The organism is Pseudomonas fragi (genome assembly GCF_900105835.1).
Classification (GTDB): domain Bacteria; phylum Pseudomonadota; class Gammaproteobacteria; order Pseudomonadales; family Pseudomonadaceae; genus Aquipseudomonas; species Aquipseudomonas fragi.
The window spans coordinates 4,433,085-4,458,241 of record NZ_LT629783.1 but is presented as its reverse complement, the minus strand read 5'-3'; the positions used below and the strand labels follow the sequence as shown (position 1 = coordinate 4,458,241).

At 59.3% G+C, this 25,157-nt stretch carries 21 protein-coding genes; 6 read left to right on the top strand and 15 right to left on the bottom strand.

The window, feature by feature from the left end:
* Window positions 1-67: 67 nt before the first annotated feature.
* From BLU25_RS20470 to BLU25_RS20460, 3 genes are all read right to left on the bottom strand, one after another.
* Window positions 68-697, bottom strand: coding sequence for a CoA transferase subunit B (locus tag BLU25_RS20470; RefSeq protein WP_016779761.1), 630 nt, complete (start codon window positions 695-697; stop codon window positions 68-70).
* Between the two features lie 2 nt (window positions 698-699).
* The gene (locus BLU25_RS20465; RefSeq protein WP_016779760.1) at window positions 700-1,398 is read right to left on the bottom strand and encodes a CoA transferase subunit A; all 699 of its coding nucleotides are present in this window, start codon (window positions 1,396-1,398) and stop codon (window positions 700-702) included.
* A gap of 395 nt (window positions 1,399-1,793) precedes the next feature.
* On the bottom strand, window positions 1,794-2,450 hold the full coding sequence (locus BLU25_RS20460) for a TetR family transcriptional regulator (protein WP_029611277.1): 657 nt from the start codon (window positions 2,448-2,450) through the stop codon (window positions 1,794-1,796).
* Window positions 2,451-2,715: 265 nt separating this feature from the next.
* On the opposite strand from BLU25_RS20460, the gene BLU25_RS20455 reads away from it, so the two are divergent.
* From BLU25_RS20455 to BLU25_RS20445, 3 genes are read left to right on the top strand one after another with little or no spacing between them, the layout of a single operon-like run.
* Complete coding sequence (locus BLU25_RS20455; protein WP_016779758.1) at window positions 2,716-3,867, top strand: efflux RND transporter periplasmic adaptor subunit; 1,152 nt, start codon at window positions 2,716-2,718, stop codon at window positions 3,865-3,867.
* 3 nt (window positions 3,868-3,870) lie between these two features.
* Window positions 3,871-7,032, top strand: coding sequence for an efflux RND transporter permease subunit (locus tag BLU25_RS20450; protein WP_016779757.1), 3,162 nt, complete (start codon window positions 3,871-3,873; stop codon window positions 7,030-7,032).
* Complete coding sequence (locus BLU25_RS20445; protein WP_016779756.1) at window positions 7,029-8,480, top strand: AdeC/AdeK/OprM family multidrug efflux complex outer membrane factor; 1,452 nt, start codon at window positions 7,029-7,031, stop codon at window positions 8,478-8,480. Before BLU25_RS20450 ends, BLU25_RS20445 begins: the two co-directional genes overlap by 4 nt.
* A gap of 211 nt (window positions 8,481-8,691) precedes the next feature.
* Here BLU25_RS20445 and pcaC read toward each other — a convergent pair whose 3' ends face one another.
* From pcaC to pcaR, 9 genes are all read right to left on the bottom strand, one after another.
* Window positions 8,692-9,084, bottom strand: a complete 393-nt coding sequence (pcaC, locus tag BLU25_RS20440) for a 4-carboxymuconolactone decarboxylase (RefSeq protein ID WP_016779755.1) — start codon at window positions 9,082-9,084, stop codon at window positions 8,692-8,694.
* A 9-nt stretch (window positions 9,085-9,093) separates the two neighbouring features.
* A complete protein-coding gene (gene pcaD / locus BLU25_RS20435; RefSeq protein WP_016779754.1) occupies window positions 9,094-9,885 on the bottom strand; it encodes a 3-oxoadipate enol-lactonase in 792 nt (263 codons plus the stop codon).
* Window positions 9,886-9,896: 11 nt separating this feature from the next.
* Window positions 9,897-11,249, bottom strand: coding sequence for a 3-carboxy-cis,cis-muconate cycloisomerase (locus tag BLU25_RS20430; RefSeq protein WP_016779753.1), 1,353 nt, complete (start codon window positions 11,247-11,249; stop codon window positions 9,897-9,899).
* 44 nt (window positions 11,250-11,293) lie between these two features.
* The gene (locus tag BLU25_RS20425) at window positions 11,294-12,586 is read right to left on the bottom strand and encodes an MFS family transporter (protein ID WP_016779752.1); all 1,293 of its coding nucleotides are present in this window, start codon (window positions 12,584-12,586) and stop codon (window positions 11,294-11,296) included.
* Between the two features lie 117 nt (window positions 12,587-12,703).
* Window positions 12,704-13,909, bottom strand: a complete 1,206-nt coding sequence (pcaF, locus tag BLU25_RS20420; RefSeq protein ID WP_169846300.1) for a 3-oxoadipyl-CoA thiolase — start codon at window positions 13,907-13,909, stop codon at window positions 12,704-12,706.
* Complete coding sequence (locus BLU25_RS20415; protein WP_169846386.1) at window positions 13,906-14,688, bottom strand: CoA-transferase subunit beta; 783 nt, start codon at window positions 14,686-14,688, stop codon at window positions 13,906-13,908. The genes pcaF and BLU25_RS20415 overlap by 4 nt, the downstream gene beginning before the upstream one ends.
* Window positions 14,685-15,542, bottom strand: coding sequence for a CoA transferase subunit A (locus BLU25_RS20410; RefSeq protein WP_016779749.1), 858 nt, complete (start codon window positions 15,540-15,542; stop codon window positions 14,685-14,687). Before BLU25_RS20410 ends, BLU25_RS20415 begins: the two co-directional genes overlap by 4 nt.
* Before the next feature lie 156 nt (window positions 15,543-15,698).
* Window positions 15,699-17,045, bottom strand: coding sequence for a 4-hydroxybenzoate transporter PcaK (gene pcaK, locus BLU25_RS20405; RefSeq protein ID WP_016779748.1), 1,347 nt, complete (start codon window positions 17,043-17,045; stop codon window positions 15,699-15,701).
* A 288-nt stretch (window positions 17,046-17,333) separates the two neighbouring features.
* Complete coding sequence (pcaR, locus tag BLU25_RS20400) at window positions 17,334-18,176, bottom strand: pca regulon transcriptional regulator PcaR (RefSeq protein ID WP_029611276.1); 843 nt, start codon at window positions 18,174-18,176, stop codon at window positions 17,334-17,336.
* A gap of 716 nt (window positions 18,177-18,892) precedes the next feature.
* Between pcaR and BLU25_RS20395 the strand changes: the two genes are divergently transcribed.
* Entirely contained in the window at window positions 18,893-19,093 is a 201-nt protein-coding gene (locus tag BLU25_RS20395) for a hypothetical protein (protein WP_016779746.1), read from the top strand.
* 352 nt (window positions 19,094-19,445) lie between these two features.
* Window positions 19,446-20,918, top strand: coding sequence for an inorganic phosphate transporter (locus BLU25_RS20390; protein ID WP_083369805.1), 1,473 nt, complete (start codon window positions 19,446-19,448; stop codon window positions 20,916-20,918).
* A 260-nt stretch (window positions 20,919-21,178) separates the two neighbouring features.
* On the opposite strand, the gene ccoM is transcribed toward BLU25_RS20390, so the two are convergent.
* The 3 genes from ccoM to BLU25_RS20385 all read right to left on the bottom strand — a co-directional run bounded on the left by ccoM (window position 21,179) and on the right by BLU25_RS20385 (window position 21,995).
* Window positions 21,179-21,289, bottom strand: a complete 111-nt coding sequence (gene ccoM, locus BLU25_RS23900) for a cytochrome c oxidase subunit CcoM (RefSeq protein ID WP_016779744.1) — start codon at window positions 21,287-21,289, stop codon at window positions 21,179-21,181.
* Window positions 21,290-21,436: 147 nt separating this feature from the next.
* A complete protein-coding gene (locus BLU25_RS23615) occupies window positions 21,437-21,598 on the bottom strand; it encodes a hypothetical protein (protein ID WP_016779743.1) in 162 nt (53 codons plus the stop codon).
* Between the two features lie 79 nt (window positions 21,599-21,677).
* Entirely contained in the window at window positions 21,678-21,995 is a 318-nt protein-coding gene (locus tag BLU25_RS20385; RefSeq protein WP_016779742.1) for a hypothetical protein, read from the bottom strand.
* Window positions 21,996-22,167: 172 nt separating this feature from the next.
* On the opposite strand from BLU25_RS20385, the gene rapA reads away from it, so the two are divergent.
* Window positions 22,168-25,014, top strand: a complete 2,847-nt coding sequence (rapA, locus tag BLU25_RS20380) for an RNA polymerase-associated protein RapA (RefSeq protein WP_083369804.1) — start codon at window positions 22,168-22,170, stop codon at window positions 25,012-25,014.
* Window positions 25,015-25,157 lie beyond the last annotated feature (143 nt).

The window sequence follows — 25,157 nt, the reverse complement described above, 5'->3', positions numbered from 1 at the left end:
TCTGCCAGACCAACCGCGGCGATGCCGTCGCGAGCAAGCCCGCTCCCACCAAAGGCCCAGTTAATATTCAGTCGTTGATTGCGCAGCCTGTAGCCTCTTGAAGCTGCTCGCGGGTTACGCCCGCCGCCAGTTCAACCAGCTTGAGCCCCTGCCCGGTGACATCCAGCACCGCCAGGTCGGTAATGATGCGGTCAACCACGCCCACGCCGGTCAGCGGCAAGTCGCACTGCCTGAGCAGTTTATGAACGCCGCCCTTGGCCGTGTGCTCCATCAGCACCACCACGCGCTTGACCCCGGCCACCAGGTCCATCGCCCCGCCCATGCCCTTGACCATCTTGCCGGGGATCATCCAGTTGGCCAGGTCGCCCTTCTCGGACACCTGCATCGCCCCCAGAATCGACAAGTTGATATGACCGCCGCGAATCATCGCGAACGAGTCGGCACTATTGAAAAAACTGCTGCCCGGCAAGGTGGTGATGGTTTGCTTGCCGGCGTTGATCAGGTCGGCATCCACCTCATCCTCTGTGGGAAACGGGCCAATACCCAACAGGCCATTTTCACTTTGCAGCCACACATCCATGCCTTCAGGAATGTAGTTGGCCACCAGGGTAGGTAAACCGATACCGAGGTTGACGTAGAAACCGTCCAGCAGTTCTTGAGCGGCGCGCTGCGCCATTTCTTCACGAGTCCAGGCCATGGTCAGGCGCTCCGCACAGTGCGATGTTCGATACGTTTTTGCGGCGTGGCATTGAGCACCAACCGTTGCACGTAGATCCCGGGCAAATGCACCTGATCAGGCTCGATCTGGCCGATTTCAACAATCTCTTCCACTTCCACCACACACACCCTGGCCGCCATCGCCGCCAGCGGGTTGAAGTTGCGCGCGGTCTTGTTGAACAGCAGGTTGCCGGACTTGTCGGCTTTCCAGGCCTTGACCAGGGCCACGTCGGCGCGAAGCGAGCGCTCCATGACATACCACTCGCCATCGAACTCACGGGTTTCCTTGCCTTCGGCCACCAGGGTGCCGTAGCCGGTCTTGGTGAAGAATGCCGGGATACCCGCCCCGCCTGCCCGCAGTTTCTCGGCGAGGGTGCCCTGGGGGGTGAACTCCAGCTCAAGTTCGCCGGCCAGGTACTGACGCTCGAACTCTTTGTTCTCGCCTACATAGGAAGAAATCATTTTGCGGATCTGGCGCGTTTCCAGCAGTTGCCCCAGGCCAAAACCGTCGACCCCGGCGTTGTTGCTGATCACCGTCAATTCACGCTTGCCGGTGTCGCGCAAGGCCCCGATCAGCGCCTCCGGAATACCGCACAAGCCAAAGCCACCCACAGCCAGGGTCATGCCATCCTCAACCAGCCCCTGCAACGCGGATTCAGCACTCGAGTAAATCTTGTTCACCTGTTATTCCTCGAATTGCCCACGACACACCACACCATCGCGGTCGGTTTGCTTCAGTCGGAAGGAGGCTTACACCTTGGCAGCCACCCTCTACCCGACTCTGGCAGCTCTGGCGAGTGGCCAAAGCACTGCTCAAGTGTAGGGGATGACGACGCAGGAAGGAGGAATTGGGAAGTGAGTTACAGGGAAAGATGTAGAAGCCTTGCGGCCTTTCAACCGCTGTGCCAATAGCTTATTTACCGCGGTCTGCAGGGCCATTCACTAAACGATCACAATTTAGCTACAAAATACTTAGCTCGCTAACTTTAAACCCGCGGGCCAGACGTATATAAATGCCGAGTGCCATTAATTGGCCCAGAGGGCAAAATCTTCACTCGCCTTATTGCTCGAGCCTACTAGACTCCCTCTCGGATATTGCCGCAGATTCGCAAGGACGGGCTTAAACGCAGCATATCCAGGGCAGTATCGACCCAGGACTCAGCCCCCTGGTAGAGATCGAAACTGTCGGGAACCAGCAGCCATTGTCCGAGAATTCCGTCGATATAGGCATGCAGACTGATAGCAGCGCGGCGCACATCCAGCGTTTCAGGGAGTTGTTGACGGTGAATGGCATTGCTCAGGGCCAACTCGATCCTGCTGTTGCAATCGACCATCGCGACCTGGCGCTGAGCCCGAAAATCACACATTTCGTCTGTGAATTCGCACTTATGAAACAGAATTTCATTGATACGCCGGGTTTTTGGATCAATGGCAACCTGGCGAAACAAATGAATCAGCAATTGGCGCGTGCAGCCGAGCGGATCAATCTCGTTCTGATTTTCACTGGCCTTGGCCAGCTCATCCAGGGGTTCATGCAGGCTGTCGAGCATGGCCTGCACCAGTTCGGCCTTGTTGCTGAAGTGCCAGTAAATCGCACCACGGGTGACACCTGCCAACGTGGCGATATCGGCCAGCGTCGTGCGCGCAACCCCTCGCTCGTAAAAGGCCTGTTCGGCCGCGGCGAGGATTTTGCTCCGGGTCTCAAGAGCTTCTTCTTTGGTACGACGCACCATGGCAATAAAAACCTCAATCAGGAGGATTCGGGCGGTTTCAATCACTCGTCCGAACCAACATCGGGTGGCGTTTGTTGTGCCTTATCCCGGTCTGCTACACGCTTGAAAAATGGCGCTGAAGTCACTGGCGAGAGTCGCTCCCGCTATTTACAAACAGCCATGAATGTAAGTATATTCCTTAGCAAGCTATTTATCCACCCGGAACAGCTTTCTATACCTTTCCACTATTCTTGTGCGCTTTCGCGTGCCTGACCCGAGGATCTTCATGCAATTCAAGCCAGCTGTTACCGCTCTGGTTGCTGCCATCGCCCTTGCTTCGCTGCTCAGCGGATGCAAAAAGGAAGAGGCAGCACCTGCCCCGCAAATCCCTCAGGTCGGCGTTGTCACGCTGAAAACCCAACCCTTTACCTTGACCACTGATCTGCCAGGTCGTACCGCGTCCTATCGTTCGGCAGAAGTGCGCCCGCAGGTAAACGGCATCATCCTCAAGCGCTTCTTTAAAGAAGGCAGTGACGTCAAGATCGGCCAGCAGCTGTATCAAATCGATCCGGCCATCTATGAAAGCGCCGTACTCAGCGCCCGCGCGACCTTACAATCGGCCAAATCCCTGGCTGAGCGCTACAAGCAATTGGTCGCAGAGCAAGCCGTAAGCCGCCAGGAATACGACAACGCTCAAGCCGCCCGCCTTGAAGCTGAAGCCGCGCTGAACACCGCCCAGGTCAACCTGCGCTACACCAAGGTGCTGGCACCGCTGACCGGTCGTATCGGTCGCTCGCTGTACACCGAAGGTGCACTGGTCACCAGTGGCCAGGCCAACGCATTGGCCGTGATCACCCAACTGGACCCGATCTACGTTGACGTGACCCAGTCCTCGGTAGAAATGCTCGAACTGCGCCGCGATCTGGCCAGTGGCCGCTTGAAGAAGGCCGGTGAAAACGCCGCCAAGGTCAAGCTGACCCTGCCTGACGGCAGCGAGTACGGCCAGGAAGGTCGCCTTGAGTTCGCCGAAGTTTCGGTTGACGAGACCACCGGCTCCGTAACCCTGCGTGCCGTGTTCCCGAACCCGGATGAAACCCTGTTGCCGGGCATGTTTGTCCACGCACAGCTGGAAGCGGGCATCGACAGCAATGCGATCCTGGCACCGCAAATCGGCGTGACCCACAACCTCAAGGGCCAACCGACCGCGATGATCGTCGGGCCGGACAACAAGGTTGAACTGCGTGTGCTGCAAGCCTCGCGCACCGTTGGCAGCAACTGGCTGGTTGAGAAAGGCCTGAACCCTGGCGACCGCCTGATTACTGATGGCCTGCAATTCATCAAGCCTGGCATTGAAGTCAAGATCATGGACAAGCCACAAGGCGAAACCCCGGCATCTGCCCCGGCAACAGAAAAAGCTGCAGGCAGTAAAGGGGAGTAAACCATGTCGAAATTTTTTATCGACCGTCCGATTTTCGCCTGGGTTATAGCCCTGGTGATCATGCTGGTCGGGGCTCTATCGATCCTCAAATTGCCGATCAACCAGTACCCGAGCATCGCACCGCCGGCCATCTCGATCTCCGTGACCTACCCGGGCGCTTCGGCGCAAACCGTGCAGGACACCGTGGTCCAGGTGATCGAGCAGCAGCTCAACGGTATCGACCACCTGCGTTATGTGTCATCGGAAAGTAACTCCGACGGCAGCATGAGCATCACCGCCACATTCGAGCAAGGCACTGACCCTGACACCGCACAGGTCCAGGTACAGAACAAGCTCAACCTGGCGACCCCCCTGCTACCGCAAGAGGTACAGCAGCAAGGTATCCGTGTAACCAAGGCAGTGAAAAACTTCCTGATGGTTATTGGTGTGGTGTCTGAAAACGGCAGCATGAACAAGGACGACCTGTCCAACTACATCGTTTCCAACATGCAGGACCCGATCTCCCGTACCGAAGGTGTGGGCGACTTCCAGGTGTTCGGCGCCCAGTACGCCATGCGTATCTGGCTCGACCCGGTCAAGCTGAACAAGTACAACCTGACGCCGGTGGACGTTAAGTCGGCCATCAGCGCACAGAACGTGCAGGTGTCCTCCGGGCAGCTGGGCGGCCTGCCTGCCGTCAAGGGTCAGGAGCTGAACGCGACGATCATCGGCAAAACCCGTCTGCAAACGGCTGAAGAGTTCAAGAAGATCCTGCTCAAGGTCAACACCGACGGCTCCCAGGTACGCCTGAGCGATGTCGCAGATGTTGCCCTGGGTGGTGAAAACTACAGCGTCAGCGCGCAATTCAACGGTAAACCGGCATCGGGTATCGCGATCAAGCTGGCCCCGGGCTCGAACGCCCTGGACACGGCAAAGGCATTGCGTGAAACCATCAACGGCCTGGAGCCCTTCTTCCCGGAAGGCATGAAAGTCGTTTACCCGTACGACACCACGCCTGTGGTTTCGGCCTCGATCGAAGGTGTGGTGCACACCCTGGTCGAAGCTGTTGTCCTGGTGTTCCTGGTGATGTTCCTGTTCCTGCAAAACTTCCGCGCCACCATCATCACCACGATGACAGTACCGGTCGTACTGCTGGGTACCTTCGGGATCCTGGCCGCTGCAGGCTTCAGCATCAACACCCTGACCATGTTCGGTATGGTACTGGCCATCGGCTTGCTGGTGGACGATGCGATCGTGGTGGTTGAAAACGTTGAGCGGGTCATGTCCGAAGAGGGACTGCCGCCCAAGGAAGCCACCAAGAAATCCATGGAGCAGATCCAGGGTGCCCTGGTGGGTATTGCCCTGGTACTGTCGGCGGTATTGCTGCCGATGGCCTTCTTCAGCGGCTCCACGGGTGTGATCTATCGCCAGTTCTCGATCACTATCGTTTCGGCGATGGGCCTGTCGGTACTGGTTGCCCTGATCTTCACCCCGGCCCTGTGCGCCACCATGCTCAAGCCGATCCAGAAGGGTGATCACGGCGAGAACAAGCGCGGTTTCTTCGGCTGGTTCAACCGCACCTTCGACAATGGCGTAAAGCGCTATGAAAAAGGTGTCGGCAGCATTCTGCGTCACAAGGCTCCGTACCTGCTGGCTTATGTGCTGATTGTGGTTGGCATGGTGTTCCTGTTCACCCGTATCCCTACCTCCTTCCTCCCGGAAGAAGACCAGGGCGTACTGTTTGCACAGGTTCAAACACCTGCGGGCACCACTGCAGAACGCACACAGCAAGTGATCGACCGGATGCGTGAATACCTGCTGGCCGATGAGTCGGGCGCTGTGTCTTCGGTGTTTACCGTGAACGGCTTCAACTTTGCCGGCCGTGGCCAGAGCTCTGGCCTGGCGTTCATCATGCTCAAGCCGTGGGGCGAGCGCGATTCGGACAACAGTGTATTTGCACTGGCTGCACGGGCGCAGAAGGTGTTCTCCAGCTACCGCGATGCAATGGTGTTCGCCTTTGCCCCGCCTGCTGTAATGGAACTGGGTAACGCCACTGGTTTCGACGTATACCTGCAAGACCGTTCCGGCATTGGCCACGAGAAACTGATGGCTGCGCGCAATCAGTTCCTGGGGATGGCGGCTCAGAGCAAGATCCTGGCGGGCGTACGTCCGAACGGTCTGAACGATGAACCGCAATACAAGCTGCTGATCGACGATGAGGCTGCTCGCGCCCTGGGCCTGAGCATTTCGGACATCAACAACACCCTGTCCATTGGTCTGGGTGCCAGTTATGTCAACGACTTCATCGACCACGGCCGGGTCAAAAAGGTTTTCCTGCAAGGCGAAGCTGACTCGCGGATGAACCCCGAAGACCTGAAGAAGTGGTATGTGCGCAACGATCAGGGAACCATGGTGCCGTTCTCGGCCTTCGCCAAGGGCGAGTGGATCTACGGCCCACCCAAGCTGTCGCGTTACAACGGCGTAGAAGCGATGGAAATTCTCGGCGCTCCGGCACCGGGCTATACCAGCGGTCAAGCCATGGCTGAAGTCGAAGCCCTGGCCAAGAAGCTGCCAGCAGGTGTCGGTATTTCCTGGACGGGGTTGTCTTACGAGGAACGTCTGTCAGGTTCGCAAGCGCCTGCCCTGTACGCTATTTCCTTGCTGATGGTGTTCCTGTGCCTTGCAGCACTGTACGAAAGCTGGTCGATCCCGATTGCGGTAATGCTGGTCGTACCACTGGGGATCATCGGTGCGCTTATGGCCACCAGCCTGCGCGGGTTGTCCAACGACGTGTACTTCCAGGTGGGCTTGCTTACGACCATCGGTCTGGCCTCGAAAAACGCCATTCTGATCGTCGAATTTGCCAAGGAACTGCATGAACAGGGACGAAGCCTGGTGGATGCTGCGATCGAGGCGTGCCGCATGCGTCTGCGTCCGATCATCATGACCTCCCTGGCGTTCGTACTGGGTGTGGTTCCACTGGCTATCTCCACGGGCGCAGGCTCGGGCAGCCAGCACGCTATTGGTACCGGTGTTATCGGTGGCATGATCACCGCCACCGTACTGGCCGTGTTCTGGGTACCGCTGTTCTTTGTGGCCGTATCGTCCATTGGCGGCGGCAAGAATAAAGACACGGAAAAGAAAGTGGATCTGACTAAAACTCCAAACCAAGAGGCTGGCCAATGAGCAAGTCGCTTCTCGCAGTAGCTGTTGCGGCGTTTACGCTCGGCGGCTGCTCGCTGATCCCCGACTACCAGCGCCCTGAAGCGCCGGTAGCGGCGCAGTACCCGCAAGGCCCGGCCTACTCGCCAACCGAGGCGGCCAGCAAGGCCGCCGCGGAACAGGGCTGGCGCCAGTTTTTCCATGATCCGGCACTGCAACAGCTGATCCAGACCGCGCTGGTCAACAACCGCGACCTGCGGGTCGCGGCGCTGAACATTGACGCCTATGCCGCGCAGTACCGTATCCAGCGCGCTGATCTGTTCCCGGCGGTTTCGGCCTCTGGCAGCGGTAGCCGTCAACGTACGCCAGCCAACATGTCGCAAACCGGCGAGTCGAGCATCACCAGCTCTTATTCGGCGACCCTTGGGGTCAGCGCGTATGAACTGGACCTGTTTGGCCGGGTTCGCAGCCTGAGCGATCAGGCGTTGCAGAACTACTTTGCAACCGAAGAAGCCCGACGCAGCACCCAGATCAGTCTGGTGGCCAGTGTCGCCAATGCCTACCTGACCTGGCAGGCTGACAAGGAACTGCTCAAGCTCACCGAAGACACCCTCAAGGCGTTTGACGAGAGCTACAAGCTCACCCTGCGCAGCAATGAAGTCGGTGTGGCTTCGGCCCTGGAAGTCAGCCAGTCGCGTACCTCGGTGGAAAACGCCAAGGTCCAGCTGGCCCGCTACACCCGTCAGGTGGCGCAAGACCAGAACAGCCTCGCGCTGTTGCTGGGCAGCACCATCCCGGACAACCTGCCGGCGGCCCAACCGCTGGCAGCCGACCTGTTGAGCGAAGTACCGGCAGGCTTGCCATCGGACTTGCTGCAACGTCGCCCGGACATTCTCGAAGCCGAGCACAAGTTGCTGGCCGCCAACGCCAACATCGGCGCGGCGCGGGCAGCGTTCTTCCCGAGCATCAGCCTCACGGCCAATGCCGGGACCTTGAGCCCCGACCTGTCGGGTCTGTTCAAGGGTGGCTCGGGCACCTGGCTGTTCTCGCCGCAAATCAACCTGCCGATTTTCAACGCAGGGGCTTTGCGCGCCAGCCTGGACTACGCGAAGATCCAGAAAGAAATCACCGTTTCTCAGTATGAGAAAACGATCCAGACCGCCTTCCAGGAAGTTTCTGACGGCCTGGCAGCACGTCAAACCTACAACCAGCAGTTGCAGGCCCAGACCGACTTCGTCAACGCCAACCAGGATTACTACCGGTTGGCCGAGCGTCGCTATCGGATTGGCATCGACAGCAACCTGACCTTCCTCGATGCCCAGCGCTCGTTGTTCAGCGCGCAGCAATCGTTGATCACCGACCGTCTCTCGCAGTTGACCAGTGAAGTCACGCTGTACAAGGCGTTGGGTGGTGGCTGGTATGAGCAGACCGGGCAAAACCGCCCGGTTTCGGATCAGCCGCCGAAGGCCTGATGCGTATCGGTTAAACAACAAACCCGCCTTTTGGCGGGTTTGTTGTGTGTGGCAGAGCATTAAAAGCCCCTCACCCTAGCCCTCTCCCAGAGGGAGAGGAGACTGATTGGGGGATGTTTGATAATTTCTGCGGTCTGCAGGCATCAAGGTGAATCCGGAATCGACTCGGTCAGCTCCCTCTCCCTCCGGGAAACGGCTGGGGTGAGGCCCCTCACTCCCGCGATTCAACCCCCAACTCATCCCACACCGATTCAGCCAGGTGAAAAGTCGCATTGGCCGCCGGGATACCACAGTAAATGGCACTTTGCATGATCACTTCCTTGATCTCGGCCCGGCTCACGCCATTGTTGGCCGCAGCGCGCAGGTGCAGTTTGAGTTCTTCATTGCGGTTCATGCCAATCAGCATCGCGATGGTAATCAGGCTGCGGGTATGGCGCGGCAAACCCGGGCGGGTCCAGATATCACCCCAGGCGTGGCGGGTGATCATTTCCTGGAACTCACTGTTGAACTCGGTCAGGGCATTGAGGCTGCGGTCGACATGGGCATCACCCAGTACCGCACGGCGTACCTGCATGCCTTCGTCGTATCGTTGTTTCTCGTCCACAAAAAATCCTCAGGCCGTTAACAGGAATTGCACTACGCGCTGGCTGAAGGCATCGCCTGCCTGCACGTTGGACAGGTGCGCGGCGTAAAACTCGGCGTACTGCGCGCCACGCACATGTTCCTGGATAAAGTGGCTGCCCGCAGGCGGCGTGACGGCATCTTCAGTACCCGCAATCACCAGCGTGGGCACCTCTATGGAACCCAACTGGTCGCGAAAATCCGCATCACGCACGGCAGCACAGTTGGCGGCGTACCCTTGCGGCGAAGTCGCGGCAAGCATGTCGGTAATCCGCTTGGCCTGGTCAGGATTGGCCTGGGCAAAATCAGGGGTAAACCAGCGGGCAATGGAGGCGTCGCGCAACCCGGCCATCGCCGCAGCACCGTCACGCAGGACCATCTCGATGCGCGGGTTCCATATCGCAGGCTCGCCAATTTTGGCGGCGGTGTTGCACACCACCAGCTTGTGCAGCCGCGAACCGGCATGGATACCCAGCCACTGGCCAATCAGCCCACCCATCGATAGCCCGCAAAAATGCGCCCGTTCTATATGCAGTGCATCGAGCAGCGCCAGTACGTCGCCACCCAGTTGCTCAATGCTGTACGGCCCCTCGGTGACCAGCGACTGGCCATGCCCGCGGGTGTCATAACGCAGCACCTGAAAATGCTCGGCGAACGCCGCCACCTGGGTGTCCCACATCCCCAGATCGGTGCCCAGCGAGTTGGACAACACCAGTACCGGCGCGCCTTGCGGGCCATCCAGGCGGTAGTTGAGTTCACCTTCAGCAAGTTGTACACGTCCCACGAGCTTCTCCTTTAGAGGACCAACGCAAAATGTTCGGCCCGCGCGCGCTCCACCCACGTCGTCGCCTGACCAAGGTAATGGGCCGGATCAAGCAGACGATCCAGCTCGTGCGCACTCAAGTGCGCGGTGATCTGCGGCTCATCGCCCAGCACGGCACGCAAATGGCGCTGTTCGGCTACCGCGCGTTTACAGCACTGCTCCAGCAAATGGTGCGCAGTCTCGCGCCCTACCCGCTGCGCCAGCACAATGCTCACCGCTTCAGCCAGCACCAGGCCGTGGGTCAGGTCGAGGTTGCGCGCCATGCGTGCGGCGTCCACTTCCAGGCCACGGGCGATATTCAATGCCTGAACCAGCGCACCGGACACCACACAGCAAATCTCGGGCAGGGTTTCCCATTCGGCATGCCACAAGCCCAGGCTGCGTTCGTGTTCCTGGGGCATGGCACTGAACAGAATGCTCAGCAACCCCGGTACTCGCGTCGCGGCGCTGATCAATACCGCCGAACCCACCGGATTGCGCTTGTGCGGCATGGTCGAGGAGCCGCCCTTGCCCGGCGCCGACGGCTCGAATACTTCCGCCGCCTCGGTCTGCATCAGCAGGCTGATATCCCGGCCAATCTTGCCCAGGCCACCGGCGATCAAGCCCAGAACTGCGGCAAATTCCACCAGACGATCACGCTGGGTATGCCAGGGCTGCTCAGGCAGGCCCAGGCCCAGTTCATCAGCCAGTGCCTGTGCCACCGGCATGGCCTGATCGCCAAGGGCGGCCAGGGTGCCGGAAGCACCGCCAAACTGCAGGCACAGTAAACGCGGTTTGAGCTCGTGCAGACGCTGGCGGCTACGGGTCACGGCCCCCAGCCAGCTGGCGATTTTCATGCCCAAGGTCACCGGAGTAGCCTGCTGCAGCCAGGTGCGCCCGGCCAAAGGCGTCGTGGCATAGCGCTGGGCCTGCGCGGCGAGCACATCCGCCAGCTGCGTCATGTCACGCTCGATCAACCCCAGGGCGGCGCGCAATTGCAGGACCAGACCGCTGTCCATCACATCCTGGCTGGTGGCACCCAAATGCACATAGCGCTCAGCTTCGGGGGCGCTGCTGGCAATCTGCTTGCCCAGCGCCTTGACCAACGGGATCGCAGAGTTGCCGGCACTGGCGATCGCCATGCCCAGCGCTTCGAAATCGTAGAGTTCTGCGCGACACGCCGCTGCAATCGGGGCAAGCGCAGAGTGAGGAATCACCCCGACCCGGGCTTGCGCCCGGGCCAGTGCCGCTTCGACGTCGAGCATGGCCTGTACCCGGCCATGATCGCAAAACACTTGCCCCATGGCCTCGGCCGTAAAGTACGCATCGAACAGCAGATCACTCATAAAACTTCCTTGGAAGGCACGCGCCACTGGCGCGCGCGGCAACATCACAAATCGTGGTGCAGGTACTTGGGCTGCTTGGGCAGACGGAAGCTGAACAGGAACGCGATGGCCATCATCACCGTCACATACCAGTAGAAGCTGTTTTCCATGCCCATCGATTTAAGCCCCAGTGCCACGTATTCCGCCGAGCCACCAAAGATCGCGTTGGCCACGGCATAGGCCAGGCCCACACCCAGCGCCCGCACCTGGGGCGGGAACATCTCGGCTTTGACCAGGCCGCTGATCGAGGTGTAGAAGCTGACAATCGCCAGCGCCAGGGTAATCAGGACAAAGGCCAGGAACGGACTGCTGATGGTTTTCAGGGTCAGCAGGATCGGCACCGTACACAGCGTACCCAGCGCGCCAAACCAGAGCATGTTGTTACGCCGGCCGATCTTGTCCGCCAGCATGCCGAACAACGGCTGCATGCACATATAAAGGAACAGCGCGCCGGTCATGATGTAACTGGCCGTCTTGGCGTGCATACCGGCGGTGTTCACCAGGTATTTCTGCATATAGGTGGTAAAGGTGTAGAAAATCAGCGAGCCGCCTGCGGTGTAACCCAGCACGGTAATAAACGCCGCTTTATGGTCACGAAACAACGCCCTCACACTGCCGGCGTCCTTGTCCTGACGGGTTTCGGCGCTGGTGGTTTCTTTCAGGGTGCGACGCAGCAACAACGAAATCAGCGCCGCAATGGCACCGATCACAAAGGGGATGCGCCAGCCCCAGGCCCGCAGTTCATCTTCTGACAGGAACTGTTGAAGGATCACCACCACCAGCACCGCCAGCAGTTGCCCGCCGATCAGCGTCACATACTGGAAGGAGGCAAAGAAGCCGCGCTGGCCCTTGAGTGCCACTTCACTCATATAGGTCGCTGTGGTGCCGTATTCGCCACCCACTGACAGGCCCTGAAACAGGCGCGCCATCAATAGCAAGGCGGGAGCCCAGGCGCCAATCGAGGCGTAGGTCGGCAAAAAGGCAATCACCAGTGAGCCGGCGCACATCATCAGCACCGAGATCATCATGGAATTCTTTCGCCCGTGCTTGTCGGCTACCCGGCCAAACAGCCAGCCACCGATGGGGCGCATCAAAAAGCCGGCAGCAAAGACCCCGGCAGTGTTCAGCAACTGCACGGTCGGGTCATCGGAAGGGAAAAACGCCGGTGCAAAGTAGATTGCACAGAAGGCGTAAACGTAGAAGTCGAACCATTCGACCAGGTTGCCGGAGGACGCACCGACAATCGCAAAAATCCTTTTTTTGCGTTCCTCTCCCGTGTAGTGAGTTGCTGTTGTCATCTTTATTTACTCATCAGGTTTTAGTTGCAATCAGACACACCTTGCAACATGTAACGCCGCAACCGCAATAAGCCGAACGACTGAGGCAGCAGTCGTTCAGCTTTAACTGTAGCTCTATCAGACCCGTTCGATAGCCAATGCCAGACCTTGCCCAACGCCTACGCACATGGTTGCCAGACCTTTCTTGCCGCCGGTTTTTTCCAGCTGATGCAAAGCCGTCATGACGATACGTGCGCCGCTCATGCCCAGTGGATGGCCCAGGGCAATGGCCCCGCCATTGGGGTTCACCTGCGGCGCGTCATCTGCCAGCCCCAGCTCGCGCATAACCGCCAGACCCTGGCTGGCGAAGGCTTCGTTGAGTTCGATCACGTCAAAATCGCTCACGGCCAAACCCAGGCGCTCCACCAGTTTGCGCACCGCCGGCACAGGGCCGATACCCATCACTCGCGGTGCCACACCGGCGCTGGCCATGCCCAGTACACGGCCGCGGGCAGTCAGGCCATGACGTTTGACCGCCTCGGCCGAGGCCAGGATCATCGCTGCGGCGCCGTCATTCACCCCTGACGCATTGCCAGCAGTGACGGTTTTGTCCGGGCCGTTGACCGGCTTGAGCTTGCCCAGGGTTTCCAGGCTGGTGTCGGCACGCGGGTGTTCATCCTGTTCAACCACGGTCTCGCCTTTCTTATGGGCGATACGCACCGGCACGATTTCTTCGGCAAAGTAGCCTGCGGCCTGGGCAGCAGCAGTCCGTTGCTGGCTGCGCAAGGCGAAAGCGTCCTGATCGGCGCGGGAAATTTTGTAATCGTCCGCCACGTTGTCTGCCGTTTGCGGCATCGGGTCGACACCGTATTGGGCTTTCATCAGCGGGTTGATAAAGCGCCAGCCAATGGTGGTGTCTTCCAGCTTCATATTGCGCGAGAACGCCGCATCGGCCTTGCCCATCACAAACGGCGCACGGGACATGGACTCGACGCCACCGGCAATCGCCAGTTCCATCTCGCCGCTGGCAATGGCGCGGAACGCCGTGCCGATGGCGTCCATGCCCGAGGCACACAGGCGGTTTAGGGTCACGCCGGGAATGGTGTCCGGCAGCCCCGCCAGCAGCGCGGCCATGCGTGCCACGTTGCGGTTGTCTTCACCGGCCTGGTTGGCGCAACCGAAAAACACTTCGTCGACTTCGTTCCAGTTCACTCCCGGGTTGCGTTCGATCAGCGCCTTGATTGGCGCGGCAGCCAGATCGTCAGCACGAACGGCGGCCAGGCCACCGCCAAAACGGCCGATGGGGGTACGAATCGCGTCGCAGATATAGACGTCACGCATCATGCTTCTCCCGGAGCCTGACCGTGTGCCAGCGCAGTGCGCGCTTCCAGGTCACGCAAGGCGCCGAGTTCGACGTCAGTCGGGGCGGCGGTTTCTTGCACGTTATCGGCGAAGCGAATGGCCCAGCCGGTGGCAGCAATGACCTGCTCACGGGTCACGCCCGGGTGCAGTGCGGTGACTACAAATTCGTTGGTCTGTTCTTCAGGTTCCATCGTACACAGGTCGGTAATGATGCCCACCGGCCCCGCACCCGGCAGCCCCAGACGTTTGCGTGAGTCGCCGCCCTCGCCGTGGCCCACCGAGGTAATGAAGTCCAGTTTGTCGACAAATGAACGGGCCGACTGCTTGAGGATAATCAGCACGCTTTTTGCGGAACCGGCGATCTCCGGCGCCCCACCCGCCCCTGGCAGACGCACTTTGGGCTGGTGATAATCACCCACGACCGTGGTGTTGATATTGCCGAAGCGGTCGACCTGGGCGGCGCCCAGAAAGCCGACATCGACCCGGCCGCCCTGCAGCCAGTAACGGAAGATTTCACTGGTGGAGACCACGGTGTCAGCCGTTTCGGCCAGTTCACCGTCGCCAATCGACAGCGGCAGCACATCAGGCTTGGCCCCAATCGGGCCGGACTCGTAGATCAGCACCACATCCGGAGACGAGGTCAGACGCGCCAGGTTGGCCGCCTTGGAAGGTAAGCCAATGCCGACAAAACACACCGAACCGTTTTTCAAACGGCGGGCCGCCGCAACGGTCATCATTTCATTGGTGGTGTAGGTCATTATTTAGCCTCCGAAGCGCGGGCCAGCTTGGCCTGGAACTCACTGAAATTCGCAGTGCCGTGGATGTATTCATTGATCCAGGCAGTAAAGGTCTCACGGTCGCGGGCAATCGGGTCCCACGCTTGATAGAAGCGGTTATCGCGCTCGGTATAACCATGAGCGTAGGAAGGATGCGCCCCACCCGGCACATGACACACTGCGCTCAAGGCCCAGGTTGGCAGTACGCAGGCATTCATGGGCGCTTGCAGGTCGTCGACGATTTCTTCAACGGTGACGATGCAGCGCTTGGCCGCCAGGGCCGCTTCTTTCTGCACCCCCAGGATGCCCCACAGCAGCACGTTGCCCTTGCGGTCGGCCTTTTGCGCGTGAATCACCGTGACATCCGGGCGCACCGCCGGCACTGCGGCCAGTACTTCGCCAGTAAAGGGGCAAGTGACGGTCTTGATCAGCGGGTTGACCTTGGGCAAATCAGACCCTGCGTAGGCACGCAGTACGGCAAACGGCAGGCCCGAAGCACCCGCAACGTAGGCATTGGCCAGGTCGGCGTGGCTGTGTTCTTCAATTTCCAGCGCTTGCGGCCACTGTTTTTCCACGGCATCGCGCAGACGGTGCAGGGAGCCCACGCCCGGATTGCCGCCCCAGGAGAAAATCAATTTGCGCGCACAACCGGCACCGATCAACTGGTCATAAACCAGGTCAGGCGTCATCCGCACCAGGGTCAGGTCTTTCTTGCCCTGGCGGATGATTTCATGACCCGCTGCAGTCGGAATCAGGTGAGTGAAACCTTCAAGAGCAACGGTGTCACCATCGCTCACAAATTGTTTCACCGCGTCGTGTAACGAAATGATGTCTGCCATCTGGGGTAGCTCCCGTTTCTTGTAGGCCACTGCGGTTGAAGAAGGTGCGCCAGAGCGGCACCGGATGTTCAGCAGATTAAGCCGCAGCTTTGGCCCAAACAATCCGATAATCGACTATGTGTTCGTTAATCGAACACATAGTTAGCCTGCTGCCTATCAGGTTGCATCGGCATGGCTGACCATGCCTTTGATCAACACAGCAGCAGTCGCCAGGGCGGCCGGAATCACCAGCGCGGTCAGCACTTGCTCGAAGTTCCAGCCCAGGCCGAGCAGGGTTGCGCCCATCCAGGCCCCCAGAATGGCGCCGAAGCGGCCGATGCCGAGCATCCACGACACACCGGTGGCACGCCCCTGAGTGGGGTAAAAGCGTGCCGCCAGTGACGGCATGGCCGATTGCGCCCCGTTGACACACATACCCGCCACCAGCACCAGGGTGGCTAGCACGGTGATATTGCCCAGGCTCTGGCCCACTGCGTAGGCAAACACCCCGGCCAGCAGGTAGAAAATGCCGATCACCTTGTGCGGATTGAACCGGTCCATTGCCCAGCCCACCCCTACCGCACTCAGTACCCCGCCGAACTGGAACAAGGCACCGATAAACGCCGCCTGCTCCATGCTCGCGCCGCTGTCACGCATCAGCGTCGGCAGCCAGCTGGTCAACAGGTAAACAATCACCAGCCCCATAAAGTAGGTGAGCCAGAGCAACAGGGTGCCGGTGCTGTAGGTACCGGAAAAGATCACCGCAAACACGTTGCGCGCCTTCACGGTTTTCTGCTCCGGCACGCTGAAGCTCGACGCCCGGGCCACCTGTGCAGGGTCGATCGGGGCCAGGGTCTTGCGGATACGTTCGACGCTGCGGTTGCGCACCACCAGGTAGCGCGCCGACTCCGGCAACCAGAACAGCAACACCACGGCAAGTATCAGCGGCAGTACCCCGCCAATCAGCAACAGGCTGTGCCAGCCGAACATCGGGATCAACTTGGCCGAGACAAACCCGCCGCCCGCCATGCCAAGGTTGAAGCCGCAAAACATGCTGGTCACCAGCAACGACTTGTGGCGCTCGGGGGTGTATTCCGAGAGCAAGGTGGTGGCATTGGGCATGCCGGCGCCCAGCCCCAACCCGGTCAAAAAGCGCAGTACCAGCAACTGATCGACGTTGCTGGCGTAGGCCGAGGCCAGGCTGAAGCCGCCAAACACCACCACAGCCGACACCAGCACCACTTTGCGACCAAAGCGATCCGCCAATGGCCCGGAGCCCAGGGCGCCAAACACCATGCCGATCAGCGCGGCGCTCATCACCGGGCCCAGGCTGGCGCGGTCAATCCCCCAGTCCTGGGACAGGGCAGGCGCGATAAAGCCCATTGCCGCTGTGTCCAGACCATCGAGGAAGACAATCAGAAAACACAGGATCACCACCCGCCATTGGTAACGCGACAGGGGTTGGGCATTGATAAAGGCCTGCACATCGAGGCAGTTGCCGACAGAAGACTGGGGTGAATTCATTATTTTTATACCGGGTAAAAAACCAGGGCGAACGAAAACCGGCCGGGGGCCAGCGGCTCACATTAATAGCTATCGGGGGATCAGAAAGTCGGTGGGCGGCTGCGCAATGGCAGCGTCAGGGGAACAGTCATGGCATGTTGCCTCTTCTCATTATTATTTGGCCTGCCCGGCAAGGACGCTTGAGCGGACTTGCAAGGCGGCGCTGAGGCGACATTAATCAGCCCACTGCCGCCATGCAATTCGATAAACGCTTAACTGTGCGTTTATCGAACGCTTAGTTTTCCCTCATCAACTAAACAGCTGGGTGCTCAGCTCGCGGCTGGCGTTAAGCATGATCGGCAAAAAACGCTGCTCCAGCTCCGGGCGCGTAACCCGCCCGGCGTGGGTGCTGACGTTCAGGGCGGCCAGCACTTGCCCCGAGGCGTCGTAGACCGGCACGGCAATCGAACGCAGGCCTTGTTCCAGCTCCTGATCGACCACACACCAGCCTTGCTCGCGAACCTGCTGCAAACATTCAAGCAACGCCTCGGGAGTGTGCAAGGTGCGGCTGGTCTTGGCCTGGAATTCGCCGTGGGCCAGATACTCGTGCAGGGTCACATCGTCCAGCGCCGCCAGCAGGATGCGGCCCATTGACGTGCAATACGCCGGCAAGCGGCCGCCGACCGACAGATCAACCGAAATCAGGCGCTGGGTGGTGGCCGAGCGGGCGATATAAAGAATGTCATCGCCTTCGAGGGTGGCCATGTTGCACGCCTCGTGCAATTGCTCGCTCATGCGGTCCAGATAGGGCTGGGCCGAGACCGCCAGCGGCGTGGATGAGAGGTAGGCATGGCCCAGGGTCAGTACTTTGGGCAGCAGCGAATAGGTACGCCCGTCAGTGGTCGCATAACCCAATTTGATCAGGGTGTACAAACAGCGTCGAACGGCTGCCCGGGGGATTTCGGTGCGATGGCTGATCTGTGCGATGGTCAGATGCCGCTTGCGCTCCTGAAACGCCTGCACCACCGCCAGGCCCCGGGCCAGCGAGGACATAAAGTCAGGATCACCGGTAAACGCCTGAATGCGCTTGGCCGGCGACGCCACAATCGGTGGCGCGATACTGGCAACGGCATTGTGCAATCGATCATTCATTCCCAACCCCCAGCTTCAGCTATTTATAGTTATGCCTTGTCGGCCGATTATCGAACTGCTGGCCGATAATCGCAATGCGTCGCGCACCGGGCGATGTGCACATGCTTTTGTACGATCTTGAATCATTCTAGTTGGGTGACAATTCTTTCACTTGGGGTTTATTACAATCAGACGCCTGCGATAAATGATAGAAAACGTCTGTTTTATATGTATTCAGGCCAAGTTCAGCTTCAGCCTTAAATAACTTGAGGATCAATAACCGAAGGGGCAGCACTAATAGACTCAGTGGGTGCAATTGCCCGGGGCAAGGCGCAGGCTAATTCACCATTATTCATAACAGATCACACATCAGGAAGTTGACGCGTGTGAAGTTATTCGGCGATAGTAGCTGCACTTCTCGACTATTGAGAATGCCCAAGTTATTGAGAGCACAAGGTCAAGCCTGTGCAGCAGATTGGATCCAACCATGGTGTTGCGTTCAATGAGCACTCGCAGCTTGCCCGGCAAGTGCATCGCGTGTTGTTTACCCCGGGGGTGGACACTTGAAACGGCGACGTCCATGTTTGTATCCATGACGTGGCCGAGTGCATTGTGTGGTGTATGTAAGCATGACGTTAGTTGTAGGCCTTTGTCTTATTGCCTGTCATTCGTCAAATGAATCAACCTCCACGCACGGTGATTCACCCGGTTCAAACTCAACTCAATTAGGTAAGACAGTGACAAAAGACGAACTGCGCGCAGAACTTGAGCGACAGGAACAACGATTCAAGGATGTTTACGGTGGTGAAGTGACCACCTACGCTGCCAAACCCGAACCCGGGCGCAAACCCTGGCGCAAACGGGCCAGTTTGCTCGACCAGGCGTTCACTCAAGAAATCCAGAAGATCGAAAAAGAGCTCAAGGCCGAAGAGCCCTGACCTGCACCTGAAAATCTGCCAGCACTGCCCCTGCGGCCCCTTGCGTGCTCGCCATTTGCATTAGCCGATATGGCTGTTTGCTATGCCTGAACCTGAAGCTGCACCGTTGCGCCCTCTGATTTAAGAAATTTCATCTATCCAAATCAGACCTGCGCCACGGCCTGCGTGCGCCCCTGAAAAAGCCCTATAGCCTTTGCTATCAGTGGCTTGAAGGGGATTCCCTACGCTAGCTAGCGGAGGATTCTTACAGGTTTTTTCATTTATAGATGTTACCAACGGGCAGCTAGTGCATTGATTAGCGGGGTTTTCTGGCATAATCCGCCCCCCTTTATGACCGTGTCAGAAAACCTTCATGATCGATCTATTAAGCGGATTGGACGCCTGGGTTCTTATCAGCCTCTTCTTCGCCCTAGCCTTTGTTCTCGCGTTTGAGTTCATCAACGGCTTTCATGACACCGCAAACGCGGTAGCGACTGTCATCTACACCAAAGCCATGCCGCCTCACCTGGCGGTGTTCTTTTCCGGTGTGTTCAACTTCCTCGGCGTTCTGCTGGGCGGGGTCGGCGTGGCTTATGCCATCGTTCACCTGCTGCCGGTAGAGCTGCTGGTCAATGTCAACACCGGACATGGCCTGGCCATGGTGTTCTCGTTGCTTGCAGCCGCCATCACCTGGAACCTCGGCACCTGGTACTTCGGCATTCCGGCGTCAAGCTCGCACACCCTGATCGGTTCGATCCTGGGCGTGGGCCTGGCCAATGCCCTGATCAGCGGCATCCCGGTCAGTGACGGGGTGAACTGGCAGAAGGCTATCGATATCGGTGCCTCGCTGGTGTTCTCGCCAATCGCCGGTTTCGTGGTTGCGGGCCTGGTGCTGGTCGGCCTGAAGTGGTGGCGCCCGGGGTCCAAGATGCACAAGACCCCCGAGCAGCGCCGCAAGCTGGATGACAAGAAGCATCCGCCGTTCTGGAACCGTCTGGTTCTGGTGATCTCGGCCATGGCGGTCAGCTTTGTGCACGGTTCCAACGATGGCCAGAAAGGCATTGGCCTGATCATGCTGGTCTTGATCGGCATCGTGCCAAGCGCGTTCGTTCTGGATCTGAACAGCACCACTTATCAGATCGAGCGTACCCGTGACGCCACCCTGCACCTGAGCCAGTTCTACGAGCGCAACAACGCCTCGCTGACCGAGTTCCTGGCCCTGGGCAAAAGCGTCAAAGGCGACCTGCCGGATCAGTTCAGCTGCAACCCGCAGCAGACCGAACCGACCATCGCAGCCCTGCTGAGCTCGCTCAAGGGCGTGGCGGACTACCACTCGATCCCGGCTGAAAAGCGTATCGAGATCCGTCGCTACCTGCTGTGCCTGGACGACACGGCAAAGAAAGTCAGCAAATTGCCAGTGCTTGATTCCCGCGAAAAAGCGGACCTCGAAAAACTGCGCAAAGACCTGACAGCTACCACCGAATACGCCCCGTTCTGGGTAATTCTGGCGGTTGCCCTGGCCCTGGGCCTGGGCACCATGGTGGGCTGGAAGCGAGTGGTTAAAACCATCGGCGAGAAGATCGGCAAGCAGGGCATGACTTATGCCCAGGGCATGGCCGCACAGATCACCACAGCCTTTGCCATCGGCATGGCCAACGTGTTCTCCCTGCCGGTATCGACGACGCACATTCTGTCGTCGGGCGTGGCGGGCACCATGGTCGCCAACAAGAGCGGCCTGCAGGGCGGTACGATCAAGACCATCCTGATGGCGTGGGTGCTGACCTTGCCGGCCACCATCGCACTGTCTGCGACGCTGTTCTGGCTGGCTTCCAAAGTGCTTGCCTGATAACTGCGCTGCAAAAAAGAAGGTACGACCCTCGCGGGTCGTACCTTTTTTTATGCCCGCAGCTTATATGCAAAAAATTGTGGGAGCGGGCTTGCCCGCGATGGCATCGACTCAAAGTACCTGACAGATCGCGCCGCCCGCATCGCGAGCAAGCCCGCTCCCACAGCATTTGCGTAACACTCGTTTTTCACAGGCAAAAAAATAGGCGACCGAAGTCGCCCAAAATGCCTTGCGTGCTCATGCCATAAAAAGACCTAGCGCTATTTGCGCTTCTGCGAGTCTTTCCAGATAAAAATGCCCAGACCAGCGAAGAACAACACCATAAGGCCGACCGTTAGTACTCCGGCGATAACCACATTATCGAGAAACATGACGGCCTCCTGCGCTCTGTTTGTTTGTCTGTTGAAGCTAGATTAACCACTGGCGCAGGCGCACAACTTGACCGGGATCAATAGTGATCCACGGCCAGTTCGCAGTTGAGGGGATTAGTTGACGCAGGTCATCGAAAACGCGGCAGTTCAGCGCTTTTTCGGTTTTTTCTTCGGCTTTTTCGCCGCTTTTGCCAACGGCATTGCCTGTTCGAATGCCTTGCGCACTTCGTTCAGGCGTTTTTCATTGAGGTCATGTACCCGTTTGGCGCGCTCGGCGCCCAGGTCAACCAGCTTGGTGTCTTGGCTCATAAGCAAATCAGACCACTATCAGTATGTTTCAGTACGCCAATAATGCGACGCACATCCGGCCCTGACCAGAAAAAACCACCTAGACCTTGATATCGACCCACACACCCTGGCGCTGCGTGGCATCAACCTGGGGCTTGTCTGGCGCAATGTCATCACTGCCCGACGCTGCCTCATCGCCCTGCTCCAGAGCCTCACGACGGCGCTTATCGTGCTGGCGCTGCTGCTCTTCGCGCAATAACAACGTGGCCTGATCGGCATCGCTGTGTTTGAGGTCAATCGCACTCTCGCTGGAAGTGGCCTGCGTAGACGCAACAGGAGGGATGTCCGGTCGCGGGCGAACCGGGTCCTGCCCTGAGGTCACAGGGACAACGCCAAGCGGCAAAATGGACGGCAGCATCGTTATTGTTCTCCTGTCGGCAGACTGTCGGTGCCAGCCAGTGGTCACTGGCCACTGGTCGATAACTGCGTTGGGATCCTGGCAAACCGCACAGCTTTTTGTGAGAGTCCTTTGGACTGAGGCCCTTGATCCGTTAATATACTCGGCTTTTTCAAAGCGGGAGTCAGGCAGCATGGCGCAGCAGTATCAACCGGGGCAACGCTGGATTAGTGACAGCGAAGCAGAGCTAGGTTTGGGCACCGTTCTGGCACAGGACGGTCGCTTGCTGACCGTGCTCTATCCGGCCACTGGCGAAACCCGCCAATATTCGCTGCGCAACGCACCGCTCACGCGTGTACGGTTCTCGCCGGGTGACACCATCATCCACTTCGAAGGCTGGAAGATGACCGTGCGCGAAGTCGAGGACGTCGACGGTCTGATGGTCTACCACGGCCTCAACGAGCGAAACGAAGCCGTTACCCTGCCAGAAACCCAACTGTCGAACTTTATCCAGTTCCGTCTGGCCAGTGACCGCCTGTTTGCCGGGCAAATCGACCCGCTGTCCTGGTTCTCGCTGCGCTACCACACCCTCGAACACACCAGCCGTCAGCTGCAATCGCCGCTGTGGGGCCTGGGTGGCGTGCGTGCGCAGCCTATCGCGCACCAATTGCACATTGCCCGTGAAGTCGCTGACCGTATCGCCCCACGGGTTTTGCTGGCCGACGAAGTGGGCCTGGGTAAAACCATCGAAGCAGGCCTGGTGATTCACCGCCAGTTGCTCAGTGGCCGCGCCAACCGTGTATTGATCGTAGTCCCGGAAAACCTGCAGCACCAATGGCTGGTCGAGATGCGTCGCCGCTTCAACCTGGAAGTGGCGCTGTTCGACGAAGAGCGCTTTATCGAAAGCGACGCCAGCAACCCGTTCGAAGACTGCCAGCTGGCGCTGGTTGCCCTGGAATGGCTGGTGGACGATCCCAAGGCCCAGGCCGCGCTGTTTGATGCCGACTGGGACCTGCTGGTGGTCGACGAAGCGCACCACCTGGTGTGGCACGAAGACAACGTCAGCCCCGAGTACGGTCTGGTAGAACAACTGGCTGGCGTAATCCCCGGCGTGTTGCTGCTCACTGCCACCCCGGAACAACTGGGCCAGGACAGCCACTTTGCGCGCCTGCGCCTGCTGGATCCGAACCGTTTCCACGACCTGGCCGCCTTCCGCGCCGAAAGCGAAAACTATCGCCCGGTGGCCCAGGCCGTACAGGAGCTGCTGGATAAAGGCAGCCTGTCCCCTGAAGCCCACAAAACCATCCACGGTTTCCTCGGTGCCGAAGGCGATGCCCTGCTGGCCGCCGTCAATGATGGCGATGCCGAGGCCAGCGCCCGCCTGGTGCGTGAGCTGCTTGACCGCCACGGCACCGGCCGCGTGCTGTTCCGTAACACCCGCGCCGCGATCCAGGGCTTCCCGGAACGCAAGCTGCACGCCTACCCGCTACCGTGCCCGGCCGAATATCTTGAGCTGCCGCTGGGCGAACACGCCGAGCTGTACCCTGAAGTCAGCTTCCAGGCCCAGCCGGACGCCAGCGATGAAGAACGCTGGTGGAACTTCGACCCGCGCGTCGAATGGCTGATCGACACCCTGAAAATGCTCAAGCGCACCAAAGTGCTGGTGATCTGCGCCCACGCTGAAACCGCGATGGACCTGGAAGACGCCCTGCGTGTGCGTTCCGGTATTCCTGCGACGGTGTTCCACGAAGGCATGAACATTCTTGAGCGCGACCGTGCTGCGGCCTACTTCGCAGACGAAGAATTCGGCGCCCAGGTACTGATCTGTTCCGAAATCGGCAGTGAAGGTCGCAACTTCCAGTTTGCCCATCACCTGGTGCTGTTCGACCTGCCGGCCCACCCGGACTTGCTGGAACAGCGTATCGGCCGTCTGGACCGGATCGGCCAGAAGCACGTGATCGAACTGCATGTGCCGTACCTTGAGACCAGCCCGCAACAGCGCCTGTTCCAGTGGTACCACGAAGCGCTGAACGCGTTCCTCAACACCTGCCCGACCGGCAACGCCCTGCAACATCAGTTCGGCCCGCGCCTGCTGCCGTTGCTTGAAGCGGCGGACGATCAAGAGTGGCAAGCACTGATCGACGAAGCCCGGGTTGAGCGCGAGCGTCTGGAGCAAGAGCTGCACACTGGCCGCGACCGTCTGCTGGAGCTTAACTCCGGTGGTTCGGGTGAAGGTGAAGCGCTGGTTGAGGCGATTCTTGAGCAGGACGATCAGTTCACCCTGCCGATCTACATGGAAACCCTGTTCAACGCCTTTGGCATCGACAGCGAAGACCATTCGGAGAACGCGCTGATCCTCAAACCGAGCGAAAAAATGCTCGACGCCAGCTTCCCCCTGGGCGACGACGAAGGCGTGACCATCACCTACGATCGCGACCAGGCGCTGTCGCGCGAAGACATGCAGTTCATCACCTGGGAACACCCGATGGTGCAAGGCGGCATGGACCTGGTGCTGTCGGGTTCGATGGGCAATACTGCCGTCGCCCTGATCAAGAACAAGGCGCTCAAGCCAGGCACCGTACTGCTTGAACTGATTTACGTCAGTGAAGTGGTTGCCCCGCGCTCCCTGCAACTGGGTCGCTACCTGCCGCCTGCCGCCCTGCGCTGCCTGCTCGATGCCAATGGTAACGACCTGTCGTCCCGCGTGGCCTTCGACACCCTGAACGAGCAGCTGGAAAGCGTACCCCGCGCCAGCGCCAACAAGTTCGTCCAGGCCCAGCGCGACCAACTGACGCCGAAGATCAACGCCGGTGAAGCCAAGATTGCGCCACGTCACGCCGAGCGCGTGGCCGAAGCCCAGCGCCGCCTGGCAGCCGACACCGAAGAAGAACTGGCCCGCTTGACCGCCCTGCAGGCCGTCAACCCGAGCGTGCGTGACAGCGAACTGATTGCCTTGCGCAAGCAGCGCGAACAAAGCCTGGCCATGCTTGAAAAAGCTGCCCTGCGCCTGGAAGCCATTCGGGTGCTGGTAGCGGGTTAAAAACCCATGAGCTGTGGGAGCGGGCTTGCTCGCGATAGGATCAATGAGGTGAAACTGAATCACCGCGTTAATCCTATCGCGAGCAAGCCCGCTCCCACATTTCTGACAGTCCCGATCTAACGTAACTAACTATAAACCCCCAC

Excerpts from the sequence above, each read along its gene's own strand:
- BLU25_RS20470 (WP_016779761.1), bottom strand. The coding sequence starts at position 697 with ATGGCCTGGACTCGTGAAGAAATGGCGCAGCGCGCCGCTCAAGAACTG.
- BLU25_RS20460 (WP_029611277.1), bottom strand. The coding sequence starts at position 2,450 with ATGGTGCGTCGTACCAAAGAAGAAGCTCTTGAGACCCGGAGCAAAATC.
- BLU25_RS20455 (WP_016779758.1), top strand. The coding sequence starts at position 2,716 with ATGCAATTCAAGCCAGCTGTTACCGCTCTGGTTGCTGCCATCGCCCTT.
- BLU25_RS20450 (WP_016779757.1), top strand. The coding sequence starts at position 3,871 with ATGTCGAAATTTTTTATCGACCGTCCGATTTTCGCCTGGGTTATAGCC.
- BLU25_RS20445 (WP_016779756.1), top strand. The coding sequence starts at position 7,029 with ATGAGCAAGTCGCTTCTCGCAGTAGCTGTTGCGGCGTTTACGCTCGGC.
- BLU25_RS20430 (WP_016779753.1), bottom strand. The coding sequence starts at position 11,249 with ATGAGTGATCTGCTGTTCGATGCGTACTTTACGGCCGAGGCCATGGGG.
- BLU25_RS20425 (WP_016779752.1), bottom strand. The coding sequence starts at position 12,586 with ATGACAACAGCAACTCACTACACGGGAGAGGAACGCAAAAAAAGGATT.
- pcaF (WP_169846300.1), bottom strand. The coding sequence starts at position 13,909 with ATGATGCGTGACGTCTATATCTGCGACGCGATTCGTACCCCCATCGGC.
- BLU25_RS20410 (WP_016779749.1), bottom strand. The coding sequence starts at position 15,542 with ATGGCAGACATCATTTCGTTACACGACGCGGTGAAACAATTTGTGAGC.
- pcaK (WP_016779748.1), bottom strand. The coding sequence starts at position 17,045 with ATGAATTCACCCCAGTCTTCTGTCGGCAACTGCCTCGATGTGCAGGCC.
- pcaR (WP_029611276.1), bottom strand. The coding sequence starts at position 18,176 with ATGAATGATCGATTGCACAATGCCGTTGCCAGTATCGCGCCACCGATT.
- BLU25_RS20390 (WP_083369805.1), top strand. The coding sequence starts at position 19,446 with ATGATCGATCTATTAAGCGGATTGGACGCCTGGGTTCTTATCAGCCTC.
- ccoM (WP_016779744.1), bottom strand. The coding sequence starts at position 21,289 with ATGTTTCTCGATAATGTGGTTATCGCCGGAGTACTAACGGTCGGCCTT.
- BLU25_RS23615 (WP_016779743.1), bottom strand. The coding sequence starts at position 21,598 with ATGAGCCAAGACACCAAGCTGGTTGACCTGGGCGCCGAGCGCGCCAAA.
- BLU25_RS20385 (WP_016779742.1), bottom strand. The coding sequence starts at position 21,995 with ATGCTGCCGTCCATTTTGCCGCTTGGCGTTGTCCCTGTGACCTCAGGG.
- rapA (WP_083369804.1), top strand. The coding sequence starts at position 22,168 with ATGGCGCAGCAGTATCAACCGGGGCAACGCTGGATTAGTGACAGCGAA.